Genomic DNA, 26,560 nt, shown 5'->3' on the forward strand with positions numbered 1-26,560 from the left:
TTGAGACAGGCCTGCGCACCCTGCTGGGAAGGCTGATGAAAGAAAATGCCGGTCGCGGAGCGTCAAGAAGGGGGTAGCGAGGCAGTATGGCCTGCCTGCTCGCAGAGGCCGCACCTCGGAAGGTGCTCCCTCCACGCGCGCAGATGAACAAAGTCCGAACACCCCGCCTGGGAGCGCTGTTCCCCACCACACAGAGCCATAGCCTAGGGCACTTCTGACCGATCCATTCGGCCACGCGGCTACAGTCTCTCTCCTCTACCACATCTCAGCAAATCTGCTAGGGTTTCGGCTATCGCTTGCGTGACAAGTCATCCCGATCCTCCCCTGGCCCATATTCTCGCGCAGAGGATCGTCTCGGCAGGGAATGAATGAAATGGAAAGGAGAGGGTCCCATGCCCCTGGAGATGAACAATCAGATCAGGATGAAGATCCTGAAACTACTCGACGACCGTGGCGGCGCCATCAGCAAGGAGGAATGGAGACACATCGAGGCCGGCAGCATTGAGATCGATCGATACCTTGCCGAACTCATCGTTCAGGGCTGCATCCGGCATGATCAGGAAACCCGAATCTACTCGGTGACCGACACAGGCAGACACGAACTCGCCCGCCTCCAAGCAGCCGGTGACTCCATCGGCAGTTAGCCGAGTAAAGAGACCTCCGATGCATTCGTGCTTCCGTTCGGGTCATTTGGCGAGCCGCCACAAGATGAGCCCCAGCGCCACCAGCACGAGATCCTCGAGCGGGGAATACCAGCGCAACGGCTGGGGAAAGTAGACGCCGTAACAGCCGCAATTGGGCAGGTCGAGCCCACGGGCAAGCGAGATGGCCATCCAGACGGCATAGACGCCGTTCAGCAGCACGGTCGCCAGCGCGGCTCTTGACAAGTGGCGTCCGGACAGGACCCAGAGGCCCAGCACCCATTCGATCGTCGTGATGAAGAGCGCGATCGGCCAGAGCGACCAGTCGGGAAAGGCGCGATAGGAGACGAGCACCTCCACGAACCCGGACAGATCGAGCGACTTCCCCAGCGCCGAGGCAAGGAGAATGCCGCCGAGCACCGCCCGGAGCACCCACTGCAACCCGATCTGCCGAGAATCCCGCTTCGTATCCGTATCAATTCGCGAGAGCGTATGAGGAATCTTCCTCATCGTCGCTGCGTGACTGTGTCACTGACCTCAATGACCTTTTCGCCAGCCCTGAGAAGCCTCTCGGCGGTAGACCAAGCCAGCGAGAGAATAACCTTCAGCCTTGCATTGGATGTGTTCCCGCAGGTGATCCAGAGTATCTGCGGCGGCGAACCCTGTTGCACGACCAGGTCGACCAAGTCACGATCTTTAGCCCACATTATTCATGACGGTTCGTGACGAAACCACCAAGACGCCAAGTGAGACGGGCGCGTGGAGCCCCGAGAGGCCGAAGCGTACTTGAAACAGTACGTTGAGGCCGCGAAGGGCGAGCCCGCCCGTTGGCATGCCGCGAAGCTGCATGCCAACTTGTCGCAGCGGCGTATCGGTGGTTGCAGTAGAAGTGCTCATGAATAATGTGGGTTAGTCAGGACAATCGCCCCCGCATCCCGGGCGGCGTAGAAGATATCGCGATCTTTCGCACTGCGTAGTCCCAGGTTCCTCACCGGTACGGCTTCGACGCCATACGTCGCGCTGAGCCATCGGGCGATAACGGATGAGATTTGCGCGTCGATCCAGATCTTCACGCCGCAAGGATCGGATGGTTGAGCCGGCTACTGGCAAATCGCAGGCAGGCCGAAATATCTTCCGGTTCGAGGGCCGGCAACTCTTCGAGAACCTGCTGTTGGGTGAGTCCTGCGGCCAGCAGATCGAGGACATCGACCACACGAATCCGCATTCCGCGAATGCAGGGTCGCCCCCCACACTGCTCAGGATTCACCGTAATGCGTTCGACGAGTTCGGCCATGTGGTGGACCTTTCTGGATCAATCAGACCGACCGGGAGGCAGTGTACCAGATCAAGCCATCCAGGACCATGGCTGACAAGATTTGGGGCGATGAGACTAAGCCGCCAGTGGAAGGCTACTCAGATCGACGCTCCGTGCCTTAGATTGGGTGCGAGACAGACACTACTGGCTGTTCAGCGATTCGCCACAAGGTGAGCCCCAGCACGAGATCTTCCAGTCGTCCGAAGGTCTGAACCGTCTTGGCCGCGAGCCGCCCGGCAATGGCCGCCCCGATGCTGCATGACCCGCCGGTCACCGGCGCCACCCTCCCTGTAAGTCTTCCCGTCATGGTAAGGCTCCTTCGTGCCGAAAGGACTCTTGGTATCTCTTGACTCACCGGACTGGACGATAGATCCCCACGCCTTTACCAGAAGTGGAAATCGCTACACTACGAACTGGATTTCTCCTGTTCAATAGGACTTAGTTCGAGTTGTTTGAGAGGTATCCCCAGAACGCCTTTGAGAGCTCTGAAGAACCGATCAACCGTGTTGATCATCTCAACAGTCTCTTCGCGGCTAATCCTGTAACGCTGTGGAACGACGCAATCCTTGCTCCGCCAGTCGATTTCACGCGGATGCTTTAGCCCTCTCCGATGCTTGAGTGAGTTGACGGCATTCCGTAAGACTCGTATCTCATTCCAGCCCTCGACATTGCAAAGACTGAAGCCAATGGATGTTTCTATCAGCTTCACGATCTCATCGAATGGTAAGTCAGACACCATTCTCAGCTTCGTCAGTGTCTCTGGGTTTACGTCTAACAGCTCTTGAATGTTCTTTGGACCCTTGTGAACAGTAGAGTTTAGCCACGGACCGTGGGCGAGTCGGTGTAACTCGCCCTCAACAAGCGCAACTAACTCGTAAGCGATCGCGCGTGCCGCAATCTCGATTCGCGCAATCGGATAGTCGACGGCCTGCTCAAAGTCTCCGAGCGATTGGAACTCACCAGCCAGCCTCCGCTCTTCGATTGAGCTGAGTTCACGGTCTGCCTCTACAGAAACACAATTCAGGAAGTTTTTAAGCAACTTCAACTGAATCCCGATAGTCACAAGATTCACTGTTCTTTCTTGCGTCATGTAACGCTAATTCTGCTTCAGGTTACCGGCACAAGCGAATGTGCTGCCAGATTCGCGCACACCAAACACACATATCATCTCCTACCCCTAATCCCGAACTTCGAAAGCCGTAGATGGTAGAACGGCGCCCGGCGCGGTGAGCCTCAAGCGCTTACCGCGCCGCCGTCGTCCCCACCCCATCGAGCCGCTTCGTCTCCCCAATCTCGGATGGAACGGATGCGCGGTGTGATCGCGCCATTGCGGACGCTGCCTATGCGGTAAGAAAGCAACGTATCGCGTGCGACGGCATTGCGGCAGAACGCCGCAGCCTTAGAGGAGCAGGCGAGGAAAGGGCAAACGCATCCGACGGCCGTCTGTCTATTTCGCATGATGGCGCGACCGCACCCGCGCGCCGTTCGTCAGCCGAGACGACACTATTTCTTGAAGCGCGGGATCTGCGAGCACGAGAACACGAGAGGCGCCCATGTCCTCACCCCGAGTCCGATGCCGGACAAAAAAGGAGGGCGTCTGCCGAACTCTCGATTGCGCGCGTCGAACGAGCACATTCCGATCGTGCGCGTTTCGCGAGCAGGAGAGTTTGGCAGGCGCCCTCCTCAAACTGTCTCTGCTGATTCGTTTCTTACTTTCCGAACGCCTTCTTCAGCAGCGGCTCGATCTCGCCCTTCTTCTCCATTGGGTCCAAAATATCCGTATCCCCATAGAACTGTCCGTCGATGAAGACCTTGGGGAGGGTCGGCCAGTTGGTCATCCTGCTGAGGGCTTCGCGCTTCGCGGGATTTTGCAGCACATCGATGACTTCATAGGGGTACCCGTACCTGTCGAAGAATTGCATGGTCTCCCGCGTGAACCCGCACATGGGGAACTGCTTGGTGCCCTTGCCGTACACCAAGATCTTATGGGCTTTGATCTCGCGCTCGATTTCTTCTTGAATGGGGTCTGCCATATCTATCCCTCCATACCAACCTTTGGTTGAATCGGCGGCTCATCGGGCGTAGCCCCTCTATACCAAGCTACGCTTGAACCGCCGGCTATTCATTGTGCTTTCGTAACTGAGCCGGCGGAGAAGCCCCTTGCGCGTGTTTCCATTCCTCTACTTTCATGGATCGCCGCCGGAGAAACACCTCACGTGATTCCCTTCCCAATCTGTTCTGTCCCTCCTATCTCCTCCGGCGTGGCGGCGGTCAATTCCAACGCATGGATGCGGCCGTCCTTGAGCGGCGCATCCAGCGCCTGGTAGACCATCCGGTGCCGATCCAACAGATTCTTTCCCGCAAAATGCCGGGAGACGATCCGCACGATCAGGTGATCCATCGTTCCGGTCTTATCCGTGACCGTCACGGTCGCATCGGGCATCGCCCTGCGGACATAGTCGGTCAAGGTCTGGGTCGTAATCATTTCATTTCATTTCCTTCAACATTCCCGCAGGGTTGCTGCGCTGACCTTACCGTAACCATCCTCGAATCTCAACGGCCCTGCCACCCGTGCCCCTGATAACCATTCCACCGCTCCCATGTTTATTCGATTGGTTTATCCGATTGTCTCGGCACCGTATCGAAGTCGATACACCCTAGAATCCTTTGGACCCCTCCGCGCCGGTCCATTGGTCGCCTCAAATTTGCTATGTGCTTGAGACTTCAATCATTCTCATGAAATGAACCCATTTCCGTCTTGCCGGCTCTATCTTGGTATGAAGCTTGCGGTACTGCCGAGCCGTAGTTCACATCGTATCGGAAAGGGAACGACGATGATGTTCATGACCTACACATTGCCAATGGCCGCCATGTTGATCGGACTCGCGACCTATTGGATGGTTACCAAACTCTGGTGACCCGTTTATTTATCGAACGAGAGACGAGTCGACCCATGTTGAGCTGGTGGTGCATCTCATCTCCGATTGGTGGATTTCAACCATGCGACGGCAGGCTTATCTCAGCGCACTCTATCATTCCCGCGGATTTCAGGCCCGTCGCGCTGAACTGGACTCGGCACTGATGTTGCTCAAGGAACTGGTCTTGAAGCCTCGGGTTTCACGAGCGGGGCATGATGAAGATCAGCGGCAGGATGCCATGAACGTCACTCACACAAGGAGGGGAGCCATGACGGAGAAACGATCGGATGCGTTGTTCGGAGCGTCAACCGGGAATGGTCGCGTGTTAGTCGTGGATGATGAGCCGGATATCAGAAAGGTCGTCCGGATGACCTTGCAAAAGGCCGGCTACGACGTGCTCGAAGCCGAGAACGGCGAGAAGGCCATTGAAATCATCAACACAGGCGAAAACCGCCTGATGCTCGATGTCCTGGTCTGCGACATCCGCATGCCGAAGATCAACGGCGTGGAGGCCATCGCCTACTTCCGGAAGAACTACAAGCGCGTCCCCATCATCGTCCTGACCGGATTCCCGGACACCGAGATGGCCGCGACGTTCCTGCGCGACGGCGGGATCGTGGACTATCTCGTGAAACCGGTAGAAGGCGAGAAGCTCAAAGCCGCCGTGGCTCGCGCGATGGAGCAGCGCGAAGTCGCCTCTTTGTAACGTGGCACTCCCTTGTCGGATTCCCCTCCTGCGAGGAGCACCCCGCTCCTCGCATGGTGTGGGAATGTTCCGGGCTTAACCACGCCGGCCGGTCACAGGGGGTATCATGGGTAGCCCGAACTACGAGCAGATGAAGGTTGCCATCCTCGGCGCGGGAAAGGGCGGCTCGCGGCTCTTGGAAGTGTTGAGTCAGCTCCCGGGGGTGCAGATCTGCGGCGTGGCCGACAAGAACCCGAACGCGCCGGGGCTGCGCCGAGCGCTCGATCTGAACATTCCCGTCAGCCAGCATGTGACGGACTTCATCGGCAACCACGGCATCAACTTGATCATCGATGTCACCGGCGACCCGGCCCTGCCGCGGATCATCGCCCAACACAAATCACCGGGAACGGAAACACTGACCGGGGCCGCCTCCAAGCTGCTCTGGCACCTGATGCAGCACGAGTCGCAGCTCCAGGCCGAGGTGTCGCACACCGACAAGCTGGCGGCCATCGGCTCCTTTGCCGCGGGCATCGCCCACGACATCAATAACCCGCTCTACCTCATCCTGGGGCTCGCGGAAGACCTGATGGAGCAAACCGACCCGGCGGTCGTCCGGCAACATGCCCGGGACATCATCGACGCGGTCAAACGCACCAGCCGCATCTGCTCGGATCTGACGCGCTACGCCCGGCGCGCGGACGACCAGGGAACGGCCCCTGTGGACGTACACGCCAAGCTCGACGAGGCCGTCAAGATCGGGCGCTATGCCCTGCTCTTCCAGGACATCGTCGTGCAGAAAGCCTACGGAGCCGTCCACGCCACCGTCCAGGGCAACCCCGACGACATCCTGCACATGTTCGTCAATCTCATCACCAACGCCATTCAGGCCATGGAAGGCCGGGGCACCTTGACCCTTCGAACGAGCGAGCGCGACGCCTGGCTGGAGATCGGGGTGACCGATACGGGCTGCGGCATTCCCCGCGAGGCGCTGGAGCGGATTTTCGAGCCGTTCTACACCACCAAGGCGCCTGGGAAAGGCACCGGCCTGGGATTGTATAATGTCAACGCCATACTCAAGAAGCTGGAAGGCACGATCGCGGTCGAAAGCGAAGTGGGAACGGGCACGACCTTCCTGCTCCGGCTGCCGATCGCCAAACCCGTCGGCTAGCGCCCCATGACGACTGCCGGCTCGCCGCCTGTTCGCCCCTCCCGATGGGGGTTGAAAGGCAAGCTCATCGTCTCCATGTTGTTGGTGGGCGTGGTTCCGCTGCTCACCGGCCTGCTGCTGGCTTTTTTTCAGGGTTCGCGGGAAATTCGCGAGGTCAGCGGCGAGAGTTTCAAGGCCTTGGCCATCGAAGCGGCCAGAAAACTTGATCTGCTCGTCGGAGAAGAGGTCGCGCGCACGTCCCGGATTGCCGCCGATCCGGTCATCGTGCTCGAAATGGAACGGCAACGGGATGCCCGGCACGACCTGCCCGAAACGGAACGCCAGCGCCGCGCCGCCCAGAAGCGCGAAAAATGGGAAGCCAAAGACCCGGTGACGGTCAAAGCCATCACCGACAATCCGCTCGCGCGCCTGTTGCGGGAGTACTACAGCGGCTCCAGCACCGAACTGGATCAGATGCTCCCGCATGTCGTCCGGGCCGCGACCCAGATGCTCTATATCACCGACCTCGACGGGCACCTGGTCGCGGCCCTCACCGCCAAACCTCCTTATGACAACGGGCACTACGCCTGGTGGAAGGGCGCGTATAACAACGGGGTCGGACAACTCTTCATCCAGGACCTGTATTTCGACGAACGATCCGACACCTATGTGTTCAGCATTTCGCTGCCCATCATGGACAGCCTCCGATATGAAGCCGTGGGCGTGCTCCATCGGGTGATCGACGCGAAAGCCTTCTTTTCCCCCTCCACCCATCCGATCCGGTTCGGCAAGACCGGCCACGTCATGCTCATCGACAGCCGGGGCATCGTGATGAGCTGCCCGATCCTGCCGACCGGCGTGCGCCTTGCCGATCCCGACTTGATCCCGCTGGTCACTCCGCGCGAGCCGGGGTGGGTGCAGGCATCGAGCGACGGGCACGGCGGGACGTCCAAATCGATCATCGGGTTTTCTCCGCTGCCGGAAACCAGCCGGGCGACCAACGGCGCCATCGACGAAGGCGCCTGGCACACCTTCGTCTGGCAATCCTCGGAGGAGCTGTTCGCGCCGATCCAGCATTTGTTCACCTGGATGTCCGTCTTCGGGTCCCTGGCCGTGGTCCTGCTCGCCGCGCTCGGCTCGTTTGCCGCCGGCCGCATCGTCACCCCCGTCCGCAAGCTGCAATCGGCCGCGCGCGCCATCGGCCGCGGCGAGCTGCGGGAGCCGATCGCCGTCAAGACCGGAGACGAACTGGAAGAGCTGGCCGAGGAAATCAACCGCATGAACAGCCAACTCGAACGGGCCTTTGCCGGCCTGACCAGCCAGGTCGAACTCAAGAGCCAGGAGGTCCGCATTCTGGAGCAATCCACCGACCAGATCCTGGACGCCGTCCCCTCGCCGATCTTCATGGTGGATCACCAAGGCGCGGTTCACTACATGAACCGGGCCTCCCGAGAGGCCTTCGACCTCCAGGAGGCCAACCAGGAGTCCGGCAACCTCTACGACCTGCTGCACCTGCCGGCCGGCGCGCGTGACCGATTGAAGCGGGAACTGGCGATCCTCGGCAACGGCCAGGGACGCGAACGCCGGACGCCGGCCACCCGGACCGCCCTGGCGCGAGACCCGCTCGCCCCCGGCGGCGGCGATGATGAGGCGGACCGCCGGGAACTCCAGGTCGGGAACGCCGTGTACCGCTACGAATGGTTTTCATTGCCGGCCAGGCCCGGCGAGGAGGCCCGGCTCGGCCTGGTGTTGAGAAACGCCACCGACGAAAGCCGCCTGCAGGAGCAACTCATCGAGGCGGAGAAGAAAGGCAGCCTGGGCGTGCTGACGGCCGGCATCGGACACGAACTGAACAATCCGCTCTTCGGCATTCTCGGGTTGGGGGAAGCGATTCAACACGAGCCCGACTCGGAGCAGATCAAGCAATATGCCAAGGACATCGTCCAGCATGGCAAGCGGATGGCCGGCATCATCCGCGACTTTGCGGGGGTCACGCGGGCGGACACAGGGGACCGGCGATGCTCGGTCGATCTGGCCCGGCTGCTCGACAGCGCGCTCCGGCTCGTTCAGCAATCCATGGGAGGGTGGGAGATCGAGGTCGAGAAGCGGTACGGGTCGCTCCCGCCGATCAACGCGGTGGGAGAGGAACTGTTGCAAGCCTTCGTCAATGTCATCCTGAACGCCGCCCAGGCCATGAAGGGCAAGGGACGCCTCACAATCACCGCCGAGCAGGGACCGGTGCTCCTCCAAATCACCATCCAGGATTCGGGACCGGGGATTTCGAAATCGCACCTCCTGAAAATTTTTGATCCCTTCTTCACGACCAAGCAACAGGGACAGGGCAGCGGGCTGGGCCTCACGATCGCGCGCCGCCTGCTCATGAAGAACGGCGGCCATATCCGCATGGAAAGCACGCCCGGACAGGGCGCGTCCTGCATCATCACCTTTCCGATCCCGCAGGACGCAGCCCGAACGGAGGGAAAAGGATGACGAAGATCACCACATTCACGCTCTGGGGCTGCCTGGCGCTCTTCGGCATGTTCGCGACGGGCGCGCTGTCGGCCCCTCCCAAGAACAAGGATGAGACGCCTCCGCCCTTGCTCTCTCCCGAGAAGGTCGCCGATTACATCCACGCGATCATCGAGGCGGACCGCAAATTCTACACGGCGCAGGTGGTCAACCGGATGCAGGAACGGGGCATCGTCAAGGCGACCGAGCATTGGGAAAACGAGGGCACGCTCCCCTTGCCGGCCCAGTTCCTGAAACACTCCGGGCAGGTCGTGGCGGAGAACGGCAGCGGCATCCGGTACCGGCTGATCAGCCTCTGGCCCATCAACCAACAGAACAGTCCCGCCACCCCATTTGAACGCAAGGCGCTTGAAACGTTGGCGGACAACCCGGCGGAGCCCTATCGCGGCATCGTCACCAGCGGGAAGAAACGATATTTCCAAGCCATCTATGCCGATCGCGCGGTCTCAGCCGCCTGCGTCAGTTGCCACAACCAACACCCCTTGAGCCCCAAACGGGACTTCAGGATGAGCGACATCATGGGAGGCATTGCCATCACCATCCCGGTGGAGTAAGGCTGCGGCAGGCGGGGATTCGTGAATCGTGATTCGTGAATCGTCAACCCTGAAGGAACTGGAAGCCTCGGACGGAGATGCCTTTCCGGGGCGACTGACGGTTGACGTTTGACGCGTCATTTCAATATCTCGCTACGGCGAATGGACGGCGGGGGCCGTGGGGTGATGATACTCCTCGCGATAGATCTGCAGGGCGGTCAATAGAAGCGCGACCACGATCGGGCCGATGAAAATGCCGATGACTCCATAGACCGAGAGCCCGCCCAGCACGCTGAACATCAGGAGAAACACGGGAATCTGGGCGCCGTGCCCGATCAGCAGCGGGCGAAGCACCTGATCCACCGTTGACACGATGCCGGCTCCCCAAACAAACAGCGCGACGCCTTTCCACACAGGCCCGGCCCAGAGCAGCCACAGGGCGACCGGCACCCAGACCAGGGCGGTGCCGCCGAATGGGATCGGCGCCAGGATCGTCGTCACCGCCATCAGTACAACTGGAACCGGCACGCCGAGCACGGCGTAGGCCAGCCCGGCCAAGAGTCCCTGCACGATCGCCGTCACGACCACTCCCTTGACCACGGCCCGCATGGTCAGGTCCAGCCGGACAAAGATCTTCGACTTGTGCGACGAGTCGAGCGGGATCAGCTCATACAGTTTGGCGACCAGGTCGCGCCCGTCCCTGAAGAAAAAGAACAGGGTGACGATCATGATCAGCGCGTTCGCAAAAAACGCAAAGACATTCTTGACGAACCCGGTCAACCCGCCGACCAGAAATTGACTGAGCGACTTCGCGCTCGATATCAGCATCTCCTCAAGATTGTCCGGGCCGGCCTCCAGGCGATCGTACCAGCCCCGCAGATACTCTCCCCCGAGCGGCAGTTTGGAAAGATGCTCCGGCAGCCGTTCGAGCCCCCCTTCGCTGACCCAGATCCGGATCGCCTTCTCCAGCACCACCGCTTCCCGCACGATCACGCCGCCCATCCAGATCAACGGCAGCACGCCCAACAACATGATACCGATGGTGAGGATGCCGGCCGCCAGGGATTCCCGCCCTCCCAATCGGGCCGTCAAGCGGCTGTACAGGGGATAGAGCAGATGGGCGAGCACGGTCGCCCAGACCATCGCCAGCAGAAAGGGCTGGAACATCAGCGCGAGTTGATACACCAGGAACAGGAGAATCGCGAAAAACGCGAGTCCGAAGATCTGCTGGCGCGTGAGGAGGGAGAGGGTCTTGTCCAAGGCGCCTCGTAGATAGCAGAATGCCGACCGTGTTGTCACGCAAGAGACAGAGTCGGCGCTCGAATCGGCGCCCCGCCGCACAGACCGCGGTCCGGCGTTTTCGCTCCAAAGCAGCCGCGCGCCGCTTCGTGTGGGATCGATTGGCGAAGGAGGGGCTGGCCGCCTTTCCCTTTCCGCCGCAGGGCCGCATTCCGAATTTCGTGGGAGCCAGGGAGGCGGCCGAGCGGCTCTTCGAGATCGAACCCTGGAAGAGCGCCAAGCGGATCAAGGTCAACCCCGATGCGCCACAACGGCCCGTGCGGGAACTGGCGCTCCGCCTCGGCATTACCGTCTTCATCCCCACGCCCCGGTTGCGCGGCGGATTCAAAAAACTCGACCCGGCCAGGATTCCGGCGGAGCGCATCAGGGAAGCAGCCGGCCTGTCGAGCGGAGCGGCCTGGGCGGAAGACGTAGCCCTCGAAAATCTCCCGCATATGGACGCCATTGTCTGCGGCTCGGTCGCCGTGACGAAGGGGGGCAAACGTTGCGGCAAGGGGGAAGGGTACAGCGATCTGGAGTATGCCATCCTGCGCGAGTTGGGCCATCCGCCGGTGCCGGTCGGCACAACCGTTCATGATAGCCAGATCGTCGGCGACTTTCCGAGAGACCTCGCCGACCTGCCCCTATCCATGATCGTGACGCCGAGCCGAACTCTGCGCGTGAGAAAGCCGTTCCCTGCTCCGGCGGGCCTTGATTGGACAAGGCTGACCGAGGAGCAGCTCCAAGCCATGCCGCTGCTGAGAAAACTCAAGAAAGGCGGGTGAAAATCAGATCGTCGAAATAGGTGACCGCGTCCGATCTGGTCCAGAGGCCGATGCGGCCGGATTGAAACGTGCGGTCGCAGAGATGCAGCAACTCGCGGCCGTCGTATGAGATCGAAATCTCGCACCCTTCGGCGCGCACGCGCAGCTTGTGCCAGTTCTTGAGAGAAATCGTCTGGCTCCGGCTCTCGACCAATTGTTGCACACCCTTCACCACTCGGTAGAGCCGGACGTTCTGCTCGACCGCGCTGACTCGCAGGAGGTAATAGTTCCGATCATCGGCCGCGCGCCAGATCACGCCGGCGCCCAACTCCGCCTTGCCGCCGACCGGCAGGAACGCCACCTCCATGTCCAGATCGGCCGCGTCGGTGCCGTTGATCAGCAACATCTTGTAGGCATGGTCCGCGCCTTTGGATTGGACCTGAGCCAGCACCTGCATGGAACTCCTCGCCCGTTCGCTGTGAAAGACTTTCCATTCGCCGGCCGGGCGCCCGTCGAAGAGGGTGCCCAGCGTGAACCCGGCCGGCAACCGCCCCGGCACGTCGTCGTCGAAATTCCACTTTTTGGTCGAGCCGCTTGCCCGCTCGTCTTGAGGATCTGTCGGGGGACCGGCCAGGCTGTCTGCCAGGACTGAACCCTGCAACAGGATCAGCGAAAGCCACAAGAGGACACCGGCCCCAACCAGACGGTCCGACAGGAGGCCGAAACGCCGGCTCGCCGCTGAATCAGCGGACGATGATCCACGGTGGTCATAGGCCGAAAATCCGTTTGAACCGATCCCAGAATCCTTCCCCATGCGCTTCACAATACAGGGTTGGCTCGGTCCCTTCAATAAAGACTTCGTTCACGGATTCAGGGCATTGCGACGTGGCCAATTGGCCGGTTTGCGGATCGATCGACCTGGTCACGATACCGGACGGCACAGGAAAATCCGGCGAATCGGCCGGCAGCATGTCCTTCATGAAGTCCACCCAGATCGGAAGCGCGGCCTGAGACCCGCTGAGCTTCAGCTCGCGCCCGTCGTCAAACCCGACCCAGACGCCGACCACCAATTCCGGCGTGTAGCCGATGAACCAGGCGTCCCGAAACCCGTCCGTGGTGCCGGTCTTACCGGCCGCCGGATGAATGAGGCCAAGGGACCTGGCCCGCGCGGCTGTGCCCCGCTCGACCACACCCTTGAGCAGCGAGGTCATCAGATAGGCAGCCTGGGGCGAGACGGCTTGGCGGCGGTCCGTCACCGGCTGCCACAGGGGATCGCCCTCCTGCGCGATCACCTGCCGGAACGCCGTCGGCCCCATGACGATCCCGTCATGGGCCAGGGCACCGTAGCTGCCGGTCATTTCCAACAACGACACGGCGGAGCCGCCCAGCGCGAGCGTCAGGTTCTCGTCCAGCGGGCTCCTGATGCCGAGTCCACGCGCCACCTGCGCGATGCGCTTGGCCCCGACCGTTTGAGCCACCCGCACCACCGGCACGTTCAGCGACTGTTCGAGGGCCGTGCGGACCGTGACCTTGCCGCGAAACTGCTTGTCGTAGTTCTGCGGCGACCAGGTTCCCGCGGGCGACTCGAAGGAGACCGGCTCATCGAGCAACAGACTGGCCGCCGTGATCGGCTGGCCGCCGTCCGTTTGCTTGGACTCGAACGCGGCCAGATAGACCAGCGGCTTGAACAGCGAGCCTGGCTGCCGCCTGGCCTGCACCGCGCGGTTGAACTGGCTCATCCGGTAGTCGCGCCCGCCGACCATCGCGACGATTTCTCCGCTGCGGGGATCGAGCACGACCATCGCGCCCTGCAAGGGTTCGCCGTTCTTGGTCAAATGAGCATGGGTCTGTTCCAGCCGCCCAAGCCCGCGCGCAAGGACCTCGGCCGCCGTCCGCTGCAAGATCGGGTCGAGCGTCGTATAGACCCTGGCCCCCGGCGGCAAGGGCTGGCCGCTCAGTTCTTCGATCCGCCCCATGATGTAGTCCACGAAATAGGGCGCGTCGGCCACCATGTCCTGCGGCGGGTGGACCGAAAGCGGGCGGTTCACGGCCTGCGTCCATTCTTCTTCGGAGAGTTTCCCTTCCTCGCGCAACCGGCGGAGCACGATATCCCGCCGCTGCCGGGCGAGGTCCCGGTCCCGTAGCGGCGAGTAGGTGTTGGGGCCCTTGATCAGGCCGGCGATCAGGGCCATCTCGTCGATCGTCAGGTCATGCAGGGTTTTGCTGAAGTAGCTGTTCGCGGCTGCCTCCATGCCGTAGATGCCGACCGACCCGGCCTGCCCCAGATAGATTTCGTTCAGATAGCTCTCCAGAATTTCGTCCTTTCGGTACTTCGCCTCCAAGACCAGCGCCGCCATCGCCTCCTGAACCTTCCGCCCGAACGTGCGCTTCGGACTGTAGAAAAGGTTCTTGGCCAACTGTTGGGTGATCGTGCTGCCGCCCTGGACGACACCACCCTTGAGCAGATTGCGCCAGAGCGCGCGCCCCACCGCAATGGGATCGATCCCCGGATGCCAGTAGAACCGATGATCCTCCACCGCAAGGACCGTCTCGATCAAGCGCGGCGGCATGTCCCGAATCGGAACCCAGGAGCGCACCTGCCGGGATTCGCCTCGCAGCCCGCTGATCAACTGCGGCTCAAGCGCCACGGGGAAGGAGGGCACGTCCTGTGGCATGAGCCTGATGTCCCGGATGCGGGTGTGATCGAGCAACAGACGAACCAAAGTCGGGCTGACGTGCAGGTCCGGCTGCTCGCGCAGAAACACATCCAACGTGTCGGGAGTCAGGCGAAACTCGCCGGGCTGGCGCGGCTCGTGCGCGACCACATGGTACCCGAGTCGCCCAAGCCGCTCGATCACGCGGCCTTCCCGAAGATCTCGATCCACCCGCAGGGGAAAGGCCGCCCCATAAATCAACAGTGGCGGGCGTTCTTCCCCCTTTGGTAAGGTCAAGGTGGTGGCGAGATAGGCGCCGGACAGCACGAGCATCGCGATCACGAGCGCGATCCCGTAGAGACCGGCCTTGAGGCTGCTGGTCACCCAGCGTGCGAGTCGGGGCATCAGGTACCACAAACGACGGTGAGCCTGTCAGAATACGGGAACGACCGGGCAGAAAAAAGAGCGTGCGGCTCTACCGGGCAAACGGCCTGCCATCGTCACGTTCCTCTTGACAGTCCCGAAGAGTGTTTTACATTAACACTCACCATACCAATGGGCGGTCCGGACCCCTAACGAATTGTGCGTCCTCTTAATGTGCGTTCTTTTAATGAAAGGCAGGGATCCCCTGATCAAGGTGAGCAGACTTGGCACACCCGATGACTTCCATGATCCTTCGAGCCACCGGCTTGCTGGCGATTGGCGCCTTCATCGGCGCCGGCTGTACTGAATCCCCGCCCCCTTCCAACGCCACTCCTCAATCGGAGACGGTCTCGGCCCAGGACGCGCAGGCCGGGCCGATTCCCGTGTCGGTGGCCACCACGGGAGCCGCGACCTTGCCGGCCAACGAAACCTTCATCAACATCGCCAAAGCGGCCCGCGCCTCCGTCGTGAATATTTCATCCTCCCGCAAGGTCAAGCAGGAGGGACAGCCGTTCGGCAGCCCGTTCGACGATCCGTTCTTCCGCCGGTTCTTCGGGGACGAGTTCGAAAAACGCTTCAAGGCCCCGAGGGAACGGGAGCGCCAAGAGCAGGGGCTCGGGTCCGGCGTGATCGTGAGCACAGACGGCTACATCGTCACGAACAACCATGTCGTCGAACAGGCCGACGAGATCAAGGTGTTGCTGGGCGACAAGCGCAGCTTCAAAGGCAAGGTCATCGGCACCGACCCCAAGACCGATCTGGCGGTGATCAAGATCGACGCGACCGACCTGCCGACATTGAAGTGGGCCGATTCGGCCCAATTGCAGGTCGGGGAATTGGTCCTGGCGGTCGGCAATCCCTTTGGACTCAATCAAACCGTGACGATGGGCATCATCAGCGCGGTCGGCCGGGCCAACATGGGCATCGTCGATTATGAGGACTTCATCCAGACCGACGCCGCGATCAATCCCGGCAATTCTGGCGGCGCCTTGGTGAACCTCAAGGGCGAATTGATCGGCATCAACACGGCGATCTTTTCGCGGAGCGGCGGCTACATGGGGATCGGCTTCGCCATTCCCAGCAACATGGTCCGGAACGTGATGAACAGCCTCGTCAAACATGGAAAGGTCGTGCGCGGCTGGCTCGGCGTGTCCATCCAGGAGCTGACGCCGGATCTGGCCAAGGAGTTCGGCGTTGCCGACGCACAAGGAGCCCTGGTCGCCGACGTGCTCGACGACAGTCCCGCCGCCAAGGCCAAGTTGCAGCGCGGCGACGTCATCATCGCCTTCAACGGGGTACCGGTGAAGGACCCGTCGCACCTGCGCAGCATGGTGGCGGAAACCTCGCCGGACACGACCAGCACGGTCACGGTCCTGCGTGACAAGGACAAGAAAGACTTCAAGGTGACCATCACGGAGCTGCCCAAGGACCTGGCCAAGGCCTCCAAAGAAGGGCCGGAAAGCTCCAAGGGCGAGCATGCGCTGGCGGGGATCACGGTGGAGGAGAATAAGGACCGGTCGGGAAAGAGCCGCCATCGCGGCGGCGTCGTGGTCACGGACGTGGAGCCGGACAGCGCCGCCGAGCGGGCCGGGGTCCGGCCGGGCGACGTGATCCTGGAGATCAACAGAAAGACGGTACGAACGGTCGCGGATTTTGATAAACTCACCGGCCAGCTCAGCGCCAAGACGCCGGTGCTGCTCTTGATCAATCGAGGGAACGCCACCATCTTCCTGTCGATCGCGCCATAGGCAGCGCGATCGACAGGAGGCGGAGCGGGGAATTCCACCAGAGAGGACATGCAACGTTATGCTTGAACTGTTCGCGTACGCATTCATGGGCGGCACCCTTTTGGTGTGCGCCATCGTCATCTTTTCATTCCTCAAGGCGATCGAATAGGTCGCGCTTCATTCCTCCGGCGGCGCCCGCAGCCAGAATTGCATTGCAGGATGGTCAAAAAGGTCGTCCAGCGAGGCCGCAGCAAGCAAAAGGGTGAGGCGTACTCTTCTCCGGTACGTCGAACCTTTGAGCGATGCGAGAACAAAGCTGGCGGACTTTTTCACCGTCCTGCCGCGGGCATGACGGGCCCGGGTCACCGATAATGCCGCTCGCCGCCCACAAGTCCCACAACGCGGCTCCATGGGCGATGGTCATCTTGTCGCTGTCGGTCCTCGCCGGACCGGCCATGGCAGGCCCCAGTCCGGCGGGCGGTGAACAAGACAGACGGGCTCCGGAAGAAGCAGCCGGCGCCGAGCAGATCTTCCACGCGCGCGATCTCAAAGGGGCGTCGGATGTGGGGTTGGAAGGCTGCGCGGCCAACTCGGGGGAATACACCCTCTGGGTCTATGCCACCGCCGCCACCTGCGGCGTGCCGCGCGAACAGGCCGAGCAAGTCGTTCTGGTGCGCCAGCCCCTCCCGGGCGTGGCGCCCCTCCGGGCCAGAGTTACGATTTCCGGCGGGTCCTACCACCTCTGGGTATTCGGGTCCGGCGATCCCGGCCACCCCTGGCTCCACATCTGTGGGAAGACCTGCGTGATCGGGGAACTGCCGGCCAAGCCCGGATGGGTGTCGTTCGGCCCGATCGAAGTCCGGGATCTTCAGATGATCTTCATCCGGACCAAAGAGGTGCCCTATGGGCACACCCTCCGCCTCCATGCGATGGTGTTGTCCACGAGATCGGACCAACCTGACTGGCTCCCCTGACCGCGGTTCGTCGCACCGACCTGCACAGCGACCCCGCCGGAACTATTCCCGCTCGAAGAGATCGTGCAAGACTTTCCGAGCCGCCGCTACGAGTTGTTCTCGATCCTCCTGATGCCGCAGCAACAGCTCGCGCAGCCGGTGGGCCTCGGCATCATCAGGCTTCAAGCGGATCGCCCGGTCAAGCGCAGCCTGGGCTTCCACGCCATGGCCTTGCACCATGTGCAGCAGCCCAAGATCGACAAAGGCCTCCGCATCCTCCGGTTTGATACGCGCCGCCGCCTCCATGGCCTGTGCGGCCTCAGGCCAGCGGCCGACCCCCATCAGCGCCCGTCCCAGCCAGTAGTGGGCCTCCCCGTCATCCCGATGGAGACGGACCGCCGCTTCCAACGCCTCCGCCGCTCCGGCATAGTTATGGTAGTCTAGGAGCACCTGCCCGAGTCCTCGATAGGCTTCGCCAAATTCCGGATCGAGCCCGATGGCGGCGCGGTACTCCTCCGCCGCCCCGTTCATGTCGCCGCGGTGGGACAATTCTTCGGCCAGCCGATACCGAGTCTGGGCGTCGGTTCCGCTGAACGCAGGGGATGCACGAAGCCGCTCGCGGGCTCGGCGAAACTCCGCTTCGAGGTCGGCCTCCGTTGGACCTTCGGCGACCGCCGGCGTTGCCGTAGAAGCCTCGGCAACAGGCACGCCGAGGAACAGGAAGGCCAGGGACAAGAGGGCGGCGAGAGAAAGACCCAATACAACCTGCCGTTAGGTAATTGGGATGCGGGATTTGTTCTGCGCCAGCCACCGGTCAAACGTCAGCAGCGACGGATTCAAGGATCGCGAGAACTCCAGGCTGCGAGCGCCGCAAAACACGTCATTGAAATCGTGCATGAACTGGAACATGTTGCCGATGTCGGCGGCGGCGGGGAACCCGAAAGACCGGTAGACGTCAAACGGCACCGACTGATGTGTCACGTCCCTTCCCAAAGCCCGGCTCAATGAGGCGGCCATTTGGGCGCCGGTGAGGTGCTCGCCGGCAATGCCGACGGTCTTGCCGATGAACTCCCGGCCCTTCCGAAACAGACCCAAGGCGCATTTGCCGATATCCTCGGCCGCGATGCCGGGCAGTTTTCTGTCCCCCATCGGCAGCGTGAACACCAGCTTCCCGTCCGGTCCCTTCTTCGGTCCCATCCCGAAATAAATCAGGTTGTCCCAATAGAACGAGGTCAGCAAGAACGTGGTCGGAACCCCGAGCTTGGTGAATTCCGCATCGGCCTCGCCCTTGGCGTCGAAGTGCGGCACCTTGTACTTCTCCATCAGCGTCGGCATCCGGTTGTCGCTCAACGGCACCCACCGGCGCGTGTCCTCCAAGGTGGACCAGATCACGTGTTGGAGGCCCGCCTGTTTCGCCGCCTTCGCCATGCCGGCCGCCTCGGCATATTCCTTCTCCGGCGACATGTGAGCCCAGAAGAAGGTCACGCAAAAGGCCCCGTAGGCGCCTCGGAAGGCTCGTTGGATGCTGTCCGGATCATGGACATCGGCTTGAACGACCTCGGCGCCCATGCGAGCCAATTCCTTGGCCTTGTCCCCGTTCACGTCGCGCGTGAGGGCGCGGGCTGTGAAGCCGCTGTTCGGCTCGCTCATGATCGCGCGGACCAATCCGCCGCCCTGCGCCCCGGTCGCCCCGACGACCGCAATGATGTTCTTTTCAGCCATGTTCATTCCTTTCCGTGATGCTCGCGATGACCGCGGGTCAATGCGCTCCTTGTGCGACACAGCCTACGCCTCGACTCAAGCGGGCGATGAGTGGTGATTGTGCCATGCAGGCGAACCGGCTGCCAAGTCGGACACGTCCGCTTTCACCTTCCGACCATGTCGCGGCTCGGCAGAGATCAGGATTTATTTGCGGCGCGTTGGCGAGTCGGTTTCTTGATGATCACAGCCCGCACCTCACAGCGCAACGCGGGAGGCAGGTGGGAGAGTCGAGAGATTCGGCTCACGGTGACCACGACCGGCCCCGGATGACGGGCGAGTTGTTCCAGCAGATCGTTCACCTTTGGGTCGGCATACCGATCCTGCGCATCTGTGACGGCATTCCTCCGCCCGAACAGGGCGTCTGCTTCGTCAAAGAACAGGATCGCGCCCGTGCGAGCCGCCTGATCCAGCAGACGGGCCAGATTTTTCTCCGTCTCGCCGATGTACCGGCTCTCAATGTGAGAGAGATCGACGCGCAAGACCCGCCGGTCCAGTTCGGCCGACAGCAGATCGACGGCCTTACGGCGTTGCAGCTTGGTGGAACCGGCGAGCACGATGACGCCGCCCTCCTTGATCTGCCGAGACCTTGCACCGGCCAGCCGCGGCACGAGCCGCCGGATCATTGCCGGCGTCACTCCCGGAAGGGTTGCGGCCGTTGGCATCGTCGTGGTCGCCATATCGTTCTCCATTTCGCGATGAAACGGCGAGAGGGCGAGTCCCGTCCTGTGCCGTCATCCCCTCGCTTGTTGCCCGCTTACTGCAACCGTGGCGTAGTAGATCGCCCAGGTCTCAGGATCATCCGCAAAGCGGCAGTACCGCTCGAGGTCCGCCTCACTGACGACCCCGGTCGCCAGATACTTCTCCCGCAGTTGCACCGCAGACAGCCTCATGATCGTCGCCATGCCGGACCCGCCGGGCGAGAGGGGCGCCTCATTCTCCACCGCCAGAGATCGGAGCCCCCGACGTTGCAACAGGGACGGGAGCTTCACTCCCAGCATGAAGTCCATCCCGAGCCTCCTGTACATCCGCTCGATCGCCTGATTGACCTTCTCCACAGAGCGCAACGTCTCCTCCGGTCCGGTGATCCCGCGCGACGCTGAAAAGTCCGGCTCCTCGATGACAAGCCAGCCACCCGGTTTGAGGCAGTCCAACATCCGGTCCAGCGCCACTTCGCAGTCCTGCATGTGGATCAATACATATCGGGCATGAACCAGATCAAACGACCGAGGCGGCAGCGCAGCCGTGCGAATATCCTCCTGCAGGATCTCCACGTTCGAGCCATGCTGATCCGCCAGAAACTTGGTCGAGAGGTCCACGGCCACGACCTGTCCCCTCGAACCGACCATCTCGCCCATCCAGTTCATGATCGACCCAGCGCCGGGGCCGACTTCCAGACAGCGCCAGCCCGCGCGCAGGCCCGTCCCCGAGAGGCGCCGCCGGCTGGCCGGATCACAGACCGTTTCGATCACACGAAGGCGCTCCAGTTCCTTCTGATCCTCCGCCCGCTGAAAGACATAGTCCGATCGCGGCTGGCCCCTCATCTTCCCTCCTCCATCCCTCTCCATCCGGACAACAGGCAACGCTGCGCAATCAATGGTATGAAGCCGGGCAGATCTTCAGACACCGGCTTCATGACGGTCGGCGCGAGACGCACGCGCTCGCGACCTGCCGTTCGCTCCAGTCCATCCCGAGCACAGTTCCGGTCTGGCCGACCAGTTCGGCCAGGCGAAAGGGCGGGATGCCATGGCCGGATGCGACATCCAGGATCGTGACGCCCGGAACCAGATCCAACCGGTCCAGCCACACTTCGGTCAAGGGGGGCGGACCAGTCGTCGCGTGGAAGCGCCCCCCGAGACCTGCATTCACGTATTGGCCTGTTCATTGCGGCTTCCCGGTCAAGGGGCCACAGCATACCCTGTCGCCTTCCCCGGAGCCAGTCGAGCGCAGATGATGGCCCGACCCGGAGCAATTGGGACTTCCCTGATGCTGTCTGTGTTATGGCTGTGTCTTCGGTCGGCGCTTCCGGATGGGACCCTTGCCGATCACCGCAACGGACTCGCCTTCTGAAAACACGTCCTCCATTTCGGATTCGCTGCACGTGAGATCATCGACGCGTCGTTTCTGCGGCGCCCCAGCCGATTTTCCAGCAATCTCGGTCTTCTGTCGTTTGGCTGGGTCCTGCACTGATCTCCATCCCTACTCACGGTCCGCCTTCCTGCCGGGTGCGACGCCACCGGTCGTGTCATTATCGAGAGCGGTTCAGAGAATACGACCCGCCGGTCGCCGGCGTTGCGACGGCACGTTGTAGCGTTTCCAGTTGCTGCTGCATGTCCATCAGCGCATGGCCGAGCTGACTCACGGAACAGTGCCGCAGGGCATGGAGGCTCGTTCCGCTCCACAGTCGCACCTTAGGTCGTGACGATGCATGCAGCGTGAGCACGTAGACTTGTTGTACGTTCTTCATGCCTCCTCCATCGCGGGATCGGCCCGCGGTGTGAACCTTGCTGCGACGCGCGACCGGTCGCGCGTCGCAGCCTCCGTCAAACGGACCGAAAGACGGCGAGCACGTCGCTCAATGCCGCAATTTTGTTTTTCACGACAGCCCGCTCGGCTTTCAGGTCATCCAGAGCAGCCGTGTTTCCGGGTCCGCTCGTGAGACAGGCTCTGACGGTCATAGACGGTTTCACGGAACATGGCGGCGACGGTCTGGGTGCGATTGGCCCGCATGGGGCTGGTCACTCTCCAGAACACACGCCCCGGATCGAGCGTCCCCTTGGCCTGTTCCATGGTGACATTCGAGCACAACAGGGTCCCTTTTTTTACCGCCACGTAGCCGCCCTTGTTCACAAACTGAGCGGCGCTGGACAGGGGCAGCCCAATGACGATAGCGAACGCCAGCAGGTGCATCATCATGCGCTTCACCTCTTTGAAAGAACGGGAAGATTTCGATGATGGGGTCGCCCGGCTCCAAGAAGAGCCGGGCTGACGCATCGCGGGCCTGGAGCGATTCAGCGAGAACATGAAGCCTCGCGCGGCGGAAGAACCTGTATCGCTCATCATTGATGAACCGCGGCCCACTCCCTGCCAACAGGGAGATGCCAGGCGGCATACCGCTGCCGGATTCACAGCCTTTGCCGAGCCAAGATGATCGCCACGCTCCAGAGGATCAAGGCCGCTGAGGCGCGATGGGTCAGGGGTTCCGCCCTCTCCCCGGGAGAGAGGACGTAGCCGACAAAAATGAGAACGGTGCACGTGCCTGCCAAAATGAACGCAAAATTCCGCGGCGTGTTGTAGCGGATGAAGAAGAACGGGATGCCGTACAGAAGCCAATAGGGTATCCCCAGCGGCGTCAATAGATCGAGAACAAAGACGGCCGCGATGAACGACACGATCATCACAGTCGTCCCGGCATGTGATTGGGCATCCACCTTCATGCAGCATCCTGCCTCAACATGTCTGCCCTCATCGTTGCCTTCGCCCGGCCGACCTTAATGAGCCGGAAGACGATAGGGCACGAACATCTCATCGACGATCGCCTGGCCTTCTTTTGACAGCACAAATTGAGTAAATGCTTCGGCCGCCGGATGGGCCGTTTTCTTCTGAAGCAACAGCACCGGCCGCCACAGTGGGTCGCCGGGCCGCCATTCACGTCACGCGATGAGGTGTATGGGAAGACGAGGCAGCAACTGGCGTGAGCCTCGCCGCTCCTTGCACCGCCCGCAATCATCTCCAGGTGCGATGGACTTCGCTCACGTGCTCCACCCCGTCCACCTTCTCGATCTCCCATGCGACGTCAGCCGGAATTTCCACGATTTTCAACTCCGCGCAATGGCCGTTGGCCTCCGCGCCGAGCGTTTCGACCACGCGCACCAGCATGTCGTCGTCTCGGGGGATCAGGCGTCCGCACTGGTTGAGGCGCGGCTCTTTCGGGGTGGCCGCGATGGGCCAGTAGGCCCCATGGTCCACTTCCTGAAGCGCCTCCCGTTGTCCTAGCTTCCTCAGCTCTCGAAACGCCCGATGGCTGAGACAAAACCCGCCGTAGCGTCCGTTACCATGGCTCGTGTTGATGACGATCTTTCTCATGCCATTGTTCTCCCTCTCCGCCTCCCGACGGACTCGACGGCCGATGTGGTCACACGTTGTCCTTATGGTCATGGTCGTGATCTACCGCGAAGAATCCAGCAGACGTTTGGCATGCTCAAACGCCGCCGTTTTGGCGGCCCCTTCCGTCTCGTGCTCTCCGGGTGGGTGGTCTGAATACCCACCGATTCCTGTTCCGTGAAATCCCGGAATGGTAAATCGACAGACCCACTTTCCGTTCTTGTTCCGGCTCGGCACGAGGATGATCTTCACTCCATGTGAATAGCAGGTCTCAGCCATGGCTGCCCTGTCACCGAACGTGATGGCGCGGCATACATGAATCGGCCCGCATCAGCCCCGCCTTGGCCTCTTCGTTCTCTCCCCCCCCCTCAAGGAGGGTCGGTCGTATGCAGGCCCCTCATCTGACTTGATCTGATTTGTCCGGAGCCTGGCCTCCATCCGCGAACATCTTATAGTCATGGAGATACGTATAGACCGTCACCGCGACCATCGCCCCGCCAAAGACGACGGCAGCGCCCGATAAGGGATGTGTCATGAACCACTGGAGCATGATCGGTACGTCATTCATGATGATTCTCCCCCGACATCATCCGCTGATTCGGCTCGCCCTCCTGGGCTAACGCGCATTATTCATGAACGCTTCTACTGCAACCGCGTATTCGCTGCTGCGACCGGCCTGCACGCGGTCTTTGCGGCGTGCAGACGGGCGGGCTCGCCGCTCAGACCCTCGACGTACTGTTTCAAGTACGCCTTGTATCTTGGAATTGTGGTACATGAGACATACGGAATGTGACAGATCGATACGCCTCCGGTCCGAAGAGACCGCGGCCGAGCCGGGTCGTCACATTCCCTATTCCATAAGCCCGCACAGTTGCCTGGGCCACCGAGCCCGCATCAAGACAAGGACGGGCTTCACCAAGGAGGAGGCGATGCAGACATCGTCGGTGTGTGTCGGAATTGATATCTCGAAAGCGCAGCTGGACGTCGCCATGCGGCCGGCTGGCACGCCGCTGAGCGTCCCGTATGATGCCCAGGGAATCAGCACGGTGATCGCACGGCTGAGCCAGGTATCGCCGATACGGATTGTCGTGGAAGCCACCGGGGGCTTGGAACGGCCGTTGCTGCGGGCGCTGGTGGACGCCGCCTTGCCCGTGATCGCGGTCAATCCGCGCCAGGTCCGGGACTTTGCCAAAGCGACGGGCCGGTTGGCGAAGACCGATACGCTGGACGCGCAGGTGTTGGCCCGCTTCGCAGAGGTCATCCAACCGGAAGTGCGGGCGCTCCCCGATCCGCAGACCGCGGAACTGGCGGCCCTGTTGGCGCGACGCCGCCAAGTGCTGGCGATGCAGCGGGCCGAGCAGAACCGGTTGGACCGAGCTCCAGCCCGCGTGCGGAAGCGGATTGAAGCCCATCTGCGCTGGTTGCGCACCGAACTGGCCCGGCTCGACGAGGACCTCGATGACATGATTGAAGAGAGCCCCATCTGGCGTGCACGCGAAGATTTGTTGCAGAGCGTGCCCGGCATCGGACCGGTAATGAGTCGCACGGTCTTGGCCGAGCTGCCGGAGTTGGGCTTGCTGAATCGCAAGCAAATTGCGGCCTTGGTGGGCGTCGCGCCCTTCAATCGGGACAGTGGGCGGCTGCGCGGCCGACGCACCATCTGGGGTGGGCGGGCCCCCGTCCGCACCGCGCTGTACATGGCGACCTTGGTGGCGACGCGCTGGAACCCCGTCATCCGGCAGTTCTACCAGCGACTGCGTACCGCCGGCAAAGCATCCAAGGTCGCGCTGGTCGCCGCGATGCGCAAGCTGCTGACCATTCTCAATGCGATGGTACATCATGGGACTCCATGGCAACCGGCCGCTGCACGGAGAGCTTGACATTCAAGACAGTTGCTCGGGTCCTCCCGGCTCCGCGCGCCCGTCTCGCAACGCGACTCCACGGTTTCGTGACGAACCGTCATGAATAATGCGCGCTAAGGCGCTACCGCTTACTCACCAATGCGCGCGATCAACATGACGATTCACAAAGACACGTGTTCAGAACGTGGGCGCGACCTGTGAGACTGTTCTCGACCCCTCGTCCCGGTTGCAGCTCTCTTCTGCCATCATGCGCTGACCGTCGCTGGCATCCTTGGGAATTCTCGCCATGCAGGCCGACAGCGTGTCCTCAACAGCGCCAGAGGCCACCCCGGACGCTTCGCCTGTGGGAGCGGGGGTGATGGTTGGAGCGGAGGTGATCGCCGCCGTCAACGACTGATCCGCCGCCTGTGCAGACGTCCCCGAGATCCCCAGGATCAACACCAGCGGTGCAACGAGGATCGTGGACTTGATGATCGGATGGATTCTCATGGTTGCCGTCCCTCCCTTGCTGTAACGTGACCCGGTTAGGCCGCCTTCTTCATGGCCGGCTTCAGAGCCTCTTCGGCATCTTGTGCGTCGATAGCCAGGATTGAATTCGAAGCCACCAGCGCCCACACCGACCCGATGAGGGTCACAATGAGCCCTCCGGTCGCCAGTGCTCCATCGATGAACGAACCGACATTATTCATTTGACTCTCTCCTTGACCAGGCCTCAGAACCCAACGCTTCGACAGGCCCAAGATCGAAGCGCACTCATCCACAACCTTCTCTCCGGCCGGACCGCGGCATCGGCCCTCCTCCCGCCTCAAGAAAATGCCACAGGCAGACGGGCGCGGTTCGGCGTCGGCTCCAGATGATTTTGACGATGGGCTTCGATGACGGAATCGATGACGTCCCCGCACAGCAAGCACTGCCACCCAGGGATAGACTCGCCGCTTATCGCGTCCCTCATTTCGATGCGCCTTCTTAACCCACCGCAACGTGAACACATTATGCAGATCATTCGGGGCTCCCTCCGCCGACACAAGAAACACGAATGCCGTCAAACCCGGCGGTCACATCGACTTGGTCAAACACAGACCAATTGCGCTTCAGAAGAACCTGACCGCGAGCGGCGGAGACTGAGGAATCAGACGCGCAGGAGAGATCGGGACGCGCGAGGGATAGGACAGTCAGCGAGGCTCAAGACAACTCATAGGTTCACCCTACAGGGCGCCATCTGTGGAGTCAATGCACATCGTGAGCGAAGCTTTCGTAAGGCCATGA

33 protein-coding genes are annotated in these 26,560 nt (G+C 61.7%); 9 read left to right on the forward strand and 24 right to left on the reverse strand.

Annotation, left to right across the window (positions count from 1 at the left end; all coding sequences use genetic code 11):
• Positions 1-392 precede the first annotated feature (392 nt).
• A complete protein-coding gene (locus QWI75_RS17895; protein ID WP_289270330.1) occupies positions 393-644 on the forward strand; it encodes a hypothetical protein in 252 nt (83 codons plus the stop codon).
• 42 nt (positions 645-686) lie between these two features.
• On the opposite strand, the gene QWI75_RS17900 is transcribed toward QWI75_RS17895, so the two are convergent.
• From QWI75_RS17900 to QWI75_RS17925, 8 genes are all read right to left on the reverse strand, one after another.
• Positions 687-1,151 carry a MauE/DoxX family redox-associated membrane protein gene (locus QWI75_RS17900; protein WP_289270331.1) on the reverse strand — a complete coding sequence of 155 codons (465 nt, stop codon included), beginning with the start codon at positions 1,149-1,151 and terminating at the stop codon, positions 687-689.
• Positions 1,148-1,348, reverse strand: coding sequence for a DUF5615 family PIN-like protein (locus QWI75_RS22905; protein WP_370693585.1), 201 nt, complete (start codon positions 1,346-1,348; stop codon positions 1,148-1,150). The genes QWI75_RS17900 and QWI75_RS22905 overlap by 4 nt, the downstream gene beginning before the upstream one ends.
• Positions 1,349-1,534: 186 nt before the next feature.
• Entirely contained in the window at positions 1,535-1,714 is a 180-nt protein-coding gene (locus QWI75_RS22910; RefSeq protein ID WP_370693586.1) for a DUF5615 family PIN-like protein, read from the reverse strand.
• Entirely contained in the window at positions 1,711-1,935 is a 225-nt protein-coding gene (locus QWI75_RS17905; protein ID WP_289270333.1) for a DUF433 domain-containing protein, read from the reverse strand. The genes QWI75_RS22910 and QWI75_RS17905 overlap by 4 nt, the downstream gene beginning before the upstream one ends.
• A gap of 139 nt (positions 1,936-2,074) precedes the next feature.
• Positions 2,075-2,263 (reverse strand): hypothetical protein, encoded by a 189-nt coding sequence (locus tag QWI75_RS17910; protein WP_289270335.1) that lies wholly within the window; start codon positions 2,261-2,263, stop codon positions 2,075-2,077.
• 99 nt (positions 2,264-2,362) lie between these two features.
• A complete protein-coding gene (locus QWI75_RS17915) occupies positions 2,363-3,046 on the reverse strand; it encodes a hypothetical protein (protein WP_289270336.1) in 684 nt (227 codons plus the stop codon).
• A gap of 619 nt (positions 3,047-3,665) precedes the next feature.
• Complete coding sequence (locus QWI75_RS17920) at positions 3,666-3,989, reverse strand: glutaredoxin family protein (protein ID WP_289270338.1); 324 nt, start codon at positions 3,987-3,989, stop codon at positions 3,666-3,668.
• 179 nt (positions 3,990-4,168) lie between these two features.
• Positions 4,169-4,441, reverse strand: a complete 273-nt coding sequence (locus QWI75_RS17925) for a BolA/IbaG family iron-sulfur metabolism protein (RefSeq protein ID WP_289270340.1) — start codon at positions 4,439-4,441, stop codon at positions 4,169-4,171.
• Positions 4,442-5,142: 701 nt separating this feature from the next.
• On the opposite strand from QWI75_RS17925, the gene QWI75_RS17930 reads away from it, so the two are divergent.
• From QWI75_RS17930 to QWI75_RS17945, 4 genes are all read left to right on the forward strand, one after another.
• Positions 5,143-5,580, forward strand: coding sequence for a response regulator (locus QWI75_RS17930; protein WP_289270342.1), 438 nt, complete (start codon positions 5,143-5,145; stop codon positions 5,578-5,580).
• Positions 5,581-5,686: 106 nt separating this feature from the next.
• On the forward strand, positions 5,687-6,730 hold the full coding sequence (locus QWI75_RS17935) for an ATP-binding protein (RefSeq protein ID WP_289270345.1): 1,044 nt from the start codon (positions 5,687-5,689) through the stop codon (positions 6,728-6,730).
• A gap of 6 nt (positions 6,731-6,736) precedes the next feature.
• On the forward strand, positions 6,737-9,199 hold the full coding sequence (locus QWI75_RS17940; protein WP_289270347.1) for an ATP-binding protein: 2,463 nt from the start codon (positions 6,737-6,739) through the stop codon (positions 9,197-9,199).
• Positions 9,196-9,792 (forward strand): Tll0287-like domain-containing protein, encoded by a 597-nt coding sequence (locus QWI75_RS17945; RefSeq protein WP_289270349.1) that lies wholly within the window; start codon positions 9,196-9,198, stop codon positions 9,790-9,792. The genes QWI75_RS17940 and QWI75_RS17945 overlap by 4 nt, the downstream gene beginning before the upstream one ends.
• 132 nt (positions 9,793-9,924) lie before the next feature.
• Here the strand turns inward: QWI75_RS17945 and QWI75_RS17950 are convergent, their stop codons facing one another.
• Positions 9,925-11,031 carry an AI-2E family transporter gene (locus tag QWI75_RS17950; protein WP_289270351.1) on the reverse strand — a complete coding sequence of 369 codons (1,107 nt, stop codon included), beginning with the start codon at positions 11,029-11,031 and terminating at the stop codon, positions 9,925-9,927.
• Positions 11,032-11,159: 128 nt separating this feature from the next.
• Here QWI75_RS17950 and QWI75_RS17955 point away from each other — a divergent pair, with 128 nt between their 5' ends.
• Positions 11,160-11,834: a 5-formyltetrahydrofolate cyclo-ligase gene (locus QWI75_RS17955; RefSeq protein WP_502890231.1), complete on the forward strand. Its 675-nt coding sequence runs from the start codon at positions 11,160-11,162 to the stop codon at positions 11,832-11,834.
• On the opposite strand, the gene QWI75_RS17960 is transcribed toward QWI75_RS17955, so the two are convergent.
• Complete coding sequence (locus QWI75_RS17960; protein ID WP_289270354.1) at positions 11,818-12,627, reverse strand: hypothetical protein; 810 nt, start codon at positions 12,625-12,627, stop codon at positions 11,818-11,820. The two genes, QWI75_RS17955 and QWI75_RS17960, sit on opposite strands and share 17 nt — an antisense overlap.
• The gene (locus QWI75_RS17965) at positions 12,581-14,872 is read right to left on the reverse strand and encodes a transglycosylase domain-containing protein (protein WP_289270356.1); all 2,292 of its coding nucleotides are present in this window, start codon (positions 14,870-14,872) and stop codon (positions 12,581-12,583) included. The genes QWI75_RS17960 and QWI75_RS17965 overlap by 47 nt, the downstream gene beginning before the upstream one ends.
• Positions 14,873-15,135: 263 nt before the next feature.
• On the opposite strand from QWI75_RS17965, the gene QWI75_RS17970 reads away from it, so the two are divergent.
• Together QWI75_RS17970 and QWI75_RS17975 are read left to right on the forward strand one after the other, a co-directional pair.
• On the forward strand, positions 15,136-16,638 hold the full coding sequence (locus QWI75_RS17970) for a DegQ family serine endoprotease (RefSeq protein WP_289270358.1): 1,503 nt from the start codon (positions 15,136-15,138) through the stop codon (positions 16,636-16,638).
• 350 nt (positions 16,639-16,988) lie between these two features.
• Positions 16,989-17,591, forward strand: coding sequence for a hypothetical protein (locus QWI75_RS17975; RefSeq protein ID WP_289270360.1), 603 nt, complete (start codon positions 16,989-16,991; stop codon positions 17,589-17,591).
• 42 nt (positions 17,592-17,633) lie between these two features.
• On the opposite strand, the gene QWI75_RS17980 is transcribed toward QWI75_RS17975, so the two are convergent.
• From QWI75_RS17980 to QWI75_RS18030, 11 genes are all read right to left on the reverse strand, one after another.
• On the reverse strand, positions 17,634-18,329 hold the full coding sequence (locus tag QWI75_RS17980) for a tetratricopeptide repeat protein (protein WP_289270362.1): 696 nt from the start codon (positions 18,327-18,329) through the stop codon (positions 17,634-17,636).
• 12 nt (positions 18,330-18,341) lie between these two features.
• Entirely contained in the window at positions 18,342-19,292 is a 951-nt protein-coding gene (locus QWI75_RS17985) for an NmrA/HSCARG family protein (RefSeq protein WP_289270364.1), read from the reverse strand.
• Between the two features lie 176 nt (positions 19,293-19,468).
• On the reverse strand, positions 19,469-20,008 hold the full coding sequence (locus tag QWI75_RS17990; protein ID WP_289270366.1) for an AAA family ATPase: 540 nt from the start codon (positions 20,006-20,008) through the stop codon (positions 19,469-19,471).
• A gap of 54 nt (positions 20,009-20,062) precedes the next feature.
• Positions 20,063-20,872: a class I SAM-dependent methyltransferase gene (locus QWI75_RS17995; RefSeq protein ID WP_289270368.1), complete on the reverse strand. Its 810-nt coding sequence runs from the start codon at positions 20,870-20,872 to the stop codon at positions 20,063-20,065.
• Between the two features lie 88 nt (positions 20,873-20,960).
• Positions 20,961-21,197 (reverse strand): class I SAM-dependent methyltransferase, encoded by a 237-nt coding sequence (locus tag QWI75_RS18000; protein WP_289270370.1) that lies wholly within the window; start codon positions 21,195-21,197, stop codon positions 20,961-20,963.
• Positions 21,198-21,576: 379 nt separating this feature from the next.
• On the reverse strand, positions 21,577-21,795 hold the full coding sequence (locus QWI75_RS18005) for a hypothetical protein (protein WP_289270372.1): 219 nt from the start codon (positions 21,793-21,795) through the stop codon (positions 21,577-21,579).
• 155 nt (positions 21,796-21,950) lie between these two features.
• Positions 21,951-22,244: a hypothetical protein gene (locus QWI75_RS18010; RefSeq protein WP_289270374.1), complete on the reverse strand. Its 294-nt coding sequence runs from the start codon at positions 22,242-22,244 to the stop codon at positions 21,951-21,953.
• 209 nt (positions 22,245-22,453) lie between these two features.
• Positions 22,454-22,765: a hypothetical protein gene (locus QWI75_RS18015; protein WP_289270376.1), complete on the reverse strand. Its 312-nt coding sequence runs from the start codon at positions 22,763-22,765 to the stop codon at positions 22,454-22,456.
• A gap of 289 nt (positions 22,766-23,054) precedes the next feature.
• Complete coding sequence (locus QWI75_RS18020) at positions 23,055-23,414, reverse strand: hypothetical protein (RefSeq protein WP_289270378.1); 360 nt, start codon at positions 23,412-23,414, stop codon at positions 23,055-23,057.
• A gap of 81 nt (positions 23,415-23,495) precedes the next feature.
• Positions 23,496-23,711, reverse strand: coding sequence for a hypothetical protein (locus QWI75_RS18025; protein ID WP_289270380.1), 216 nt, complete (start codon positions 23,709-23,711; stop codon positions 23,496-23,498).
• A 118-nt stretch (positions 23,712-23,829) separates the two neighbouring features.
• Complete coding sequence (locus tag QWI75_RS18030) at positions 23,830-24,000, reverse strand: hypothetical protein (RefSeq protein ID WP_289270382.1); 171 nt, start codon at positions 23,998-24,000, stop codon at positions 23,830-23,832.
• A 361-nt stretch (positions 24,001-24,361) separates the two neighbouring features.
• On the opposite strand from QWI75_RS18030, the gene QWI75_RS18035 reads away from it, so the two are divergent.
• Positions 24,362-25,312 carry an IS110 family RNA-guided transposase gene (locus QWI75_RS18035; RefSeq protein WP_289266904.1) on the forward strand — a complete coding sequence of 317 codons (951 nt, stop codon included), beginning with the start codon at positions 24,362-24,364 and terminating at the stop codon, positions 25,310-25,312.
• Positions 25,313-25,471: 159 nt separating this feature from the next.
• Here QWI75_RS18035 and QWI75_RS18040 read toward each other — a convergent pair whose 3' ends face one another.
• Together QWI75_RS18040 and QWI75_RS18045 are read right to left on the reverse strand one after the other, a co-directional pair.
• Positions 25,472-25,783 carry a hypothetical protein gene (locus QWI75_RS18040; protein ID WP_289270384.1) on the reverse strand — a complete coding sequence of 104 codons (312 nt, stop codon included), beginning with the start codon at positions 25,781-25,783 and terminating at the stop codon, positions 25,472-25,474.
• 35 nt (positions 25,784-25,818) lie between these two features.
• A complete protein-coding gene (locus QWI75_RS18045) occupies positions 25,819-25,983 on the reverse strand; it encodes a hypothetical protein (protein ID WP_289270386.1) in 165 nt (54 codons plus the stop codon).
• Positions 25,984-26,560 lie beyond the last annotated feature (577 nt).

The organism is Nitrospira tepida (assembly GCF_947241125.1).
GTDB classification, from domain to species: domain Bacteria; phylum Nitrospirota; class Nitrospiria; order Nitrospirales; family Nitrospiraceae; genus Nitrospira_G; species Nitrospira_G tepida.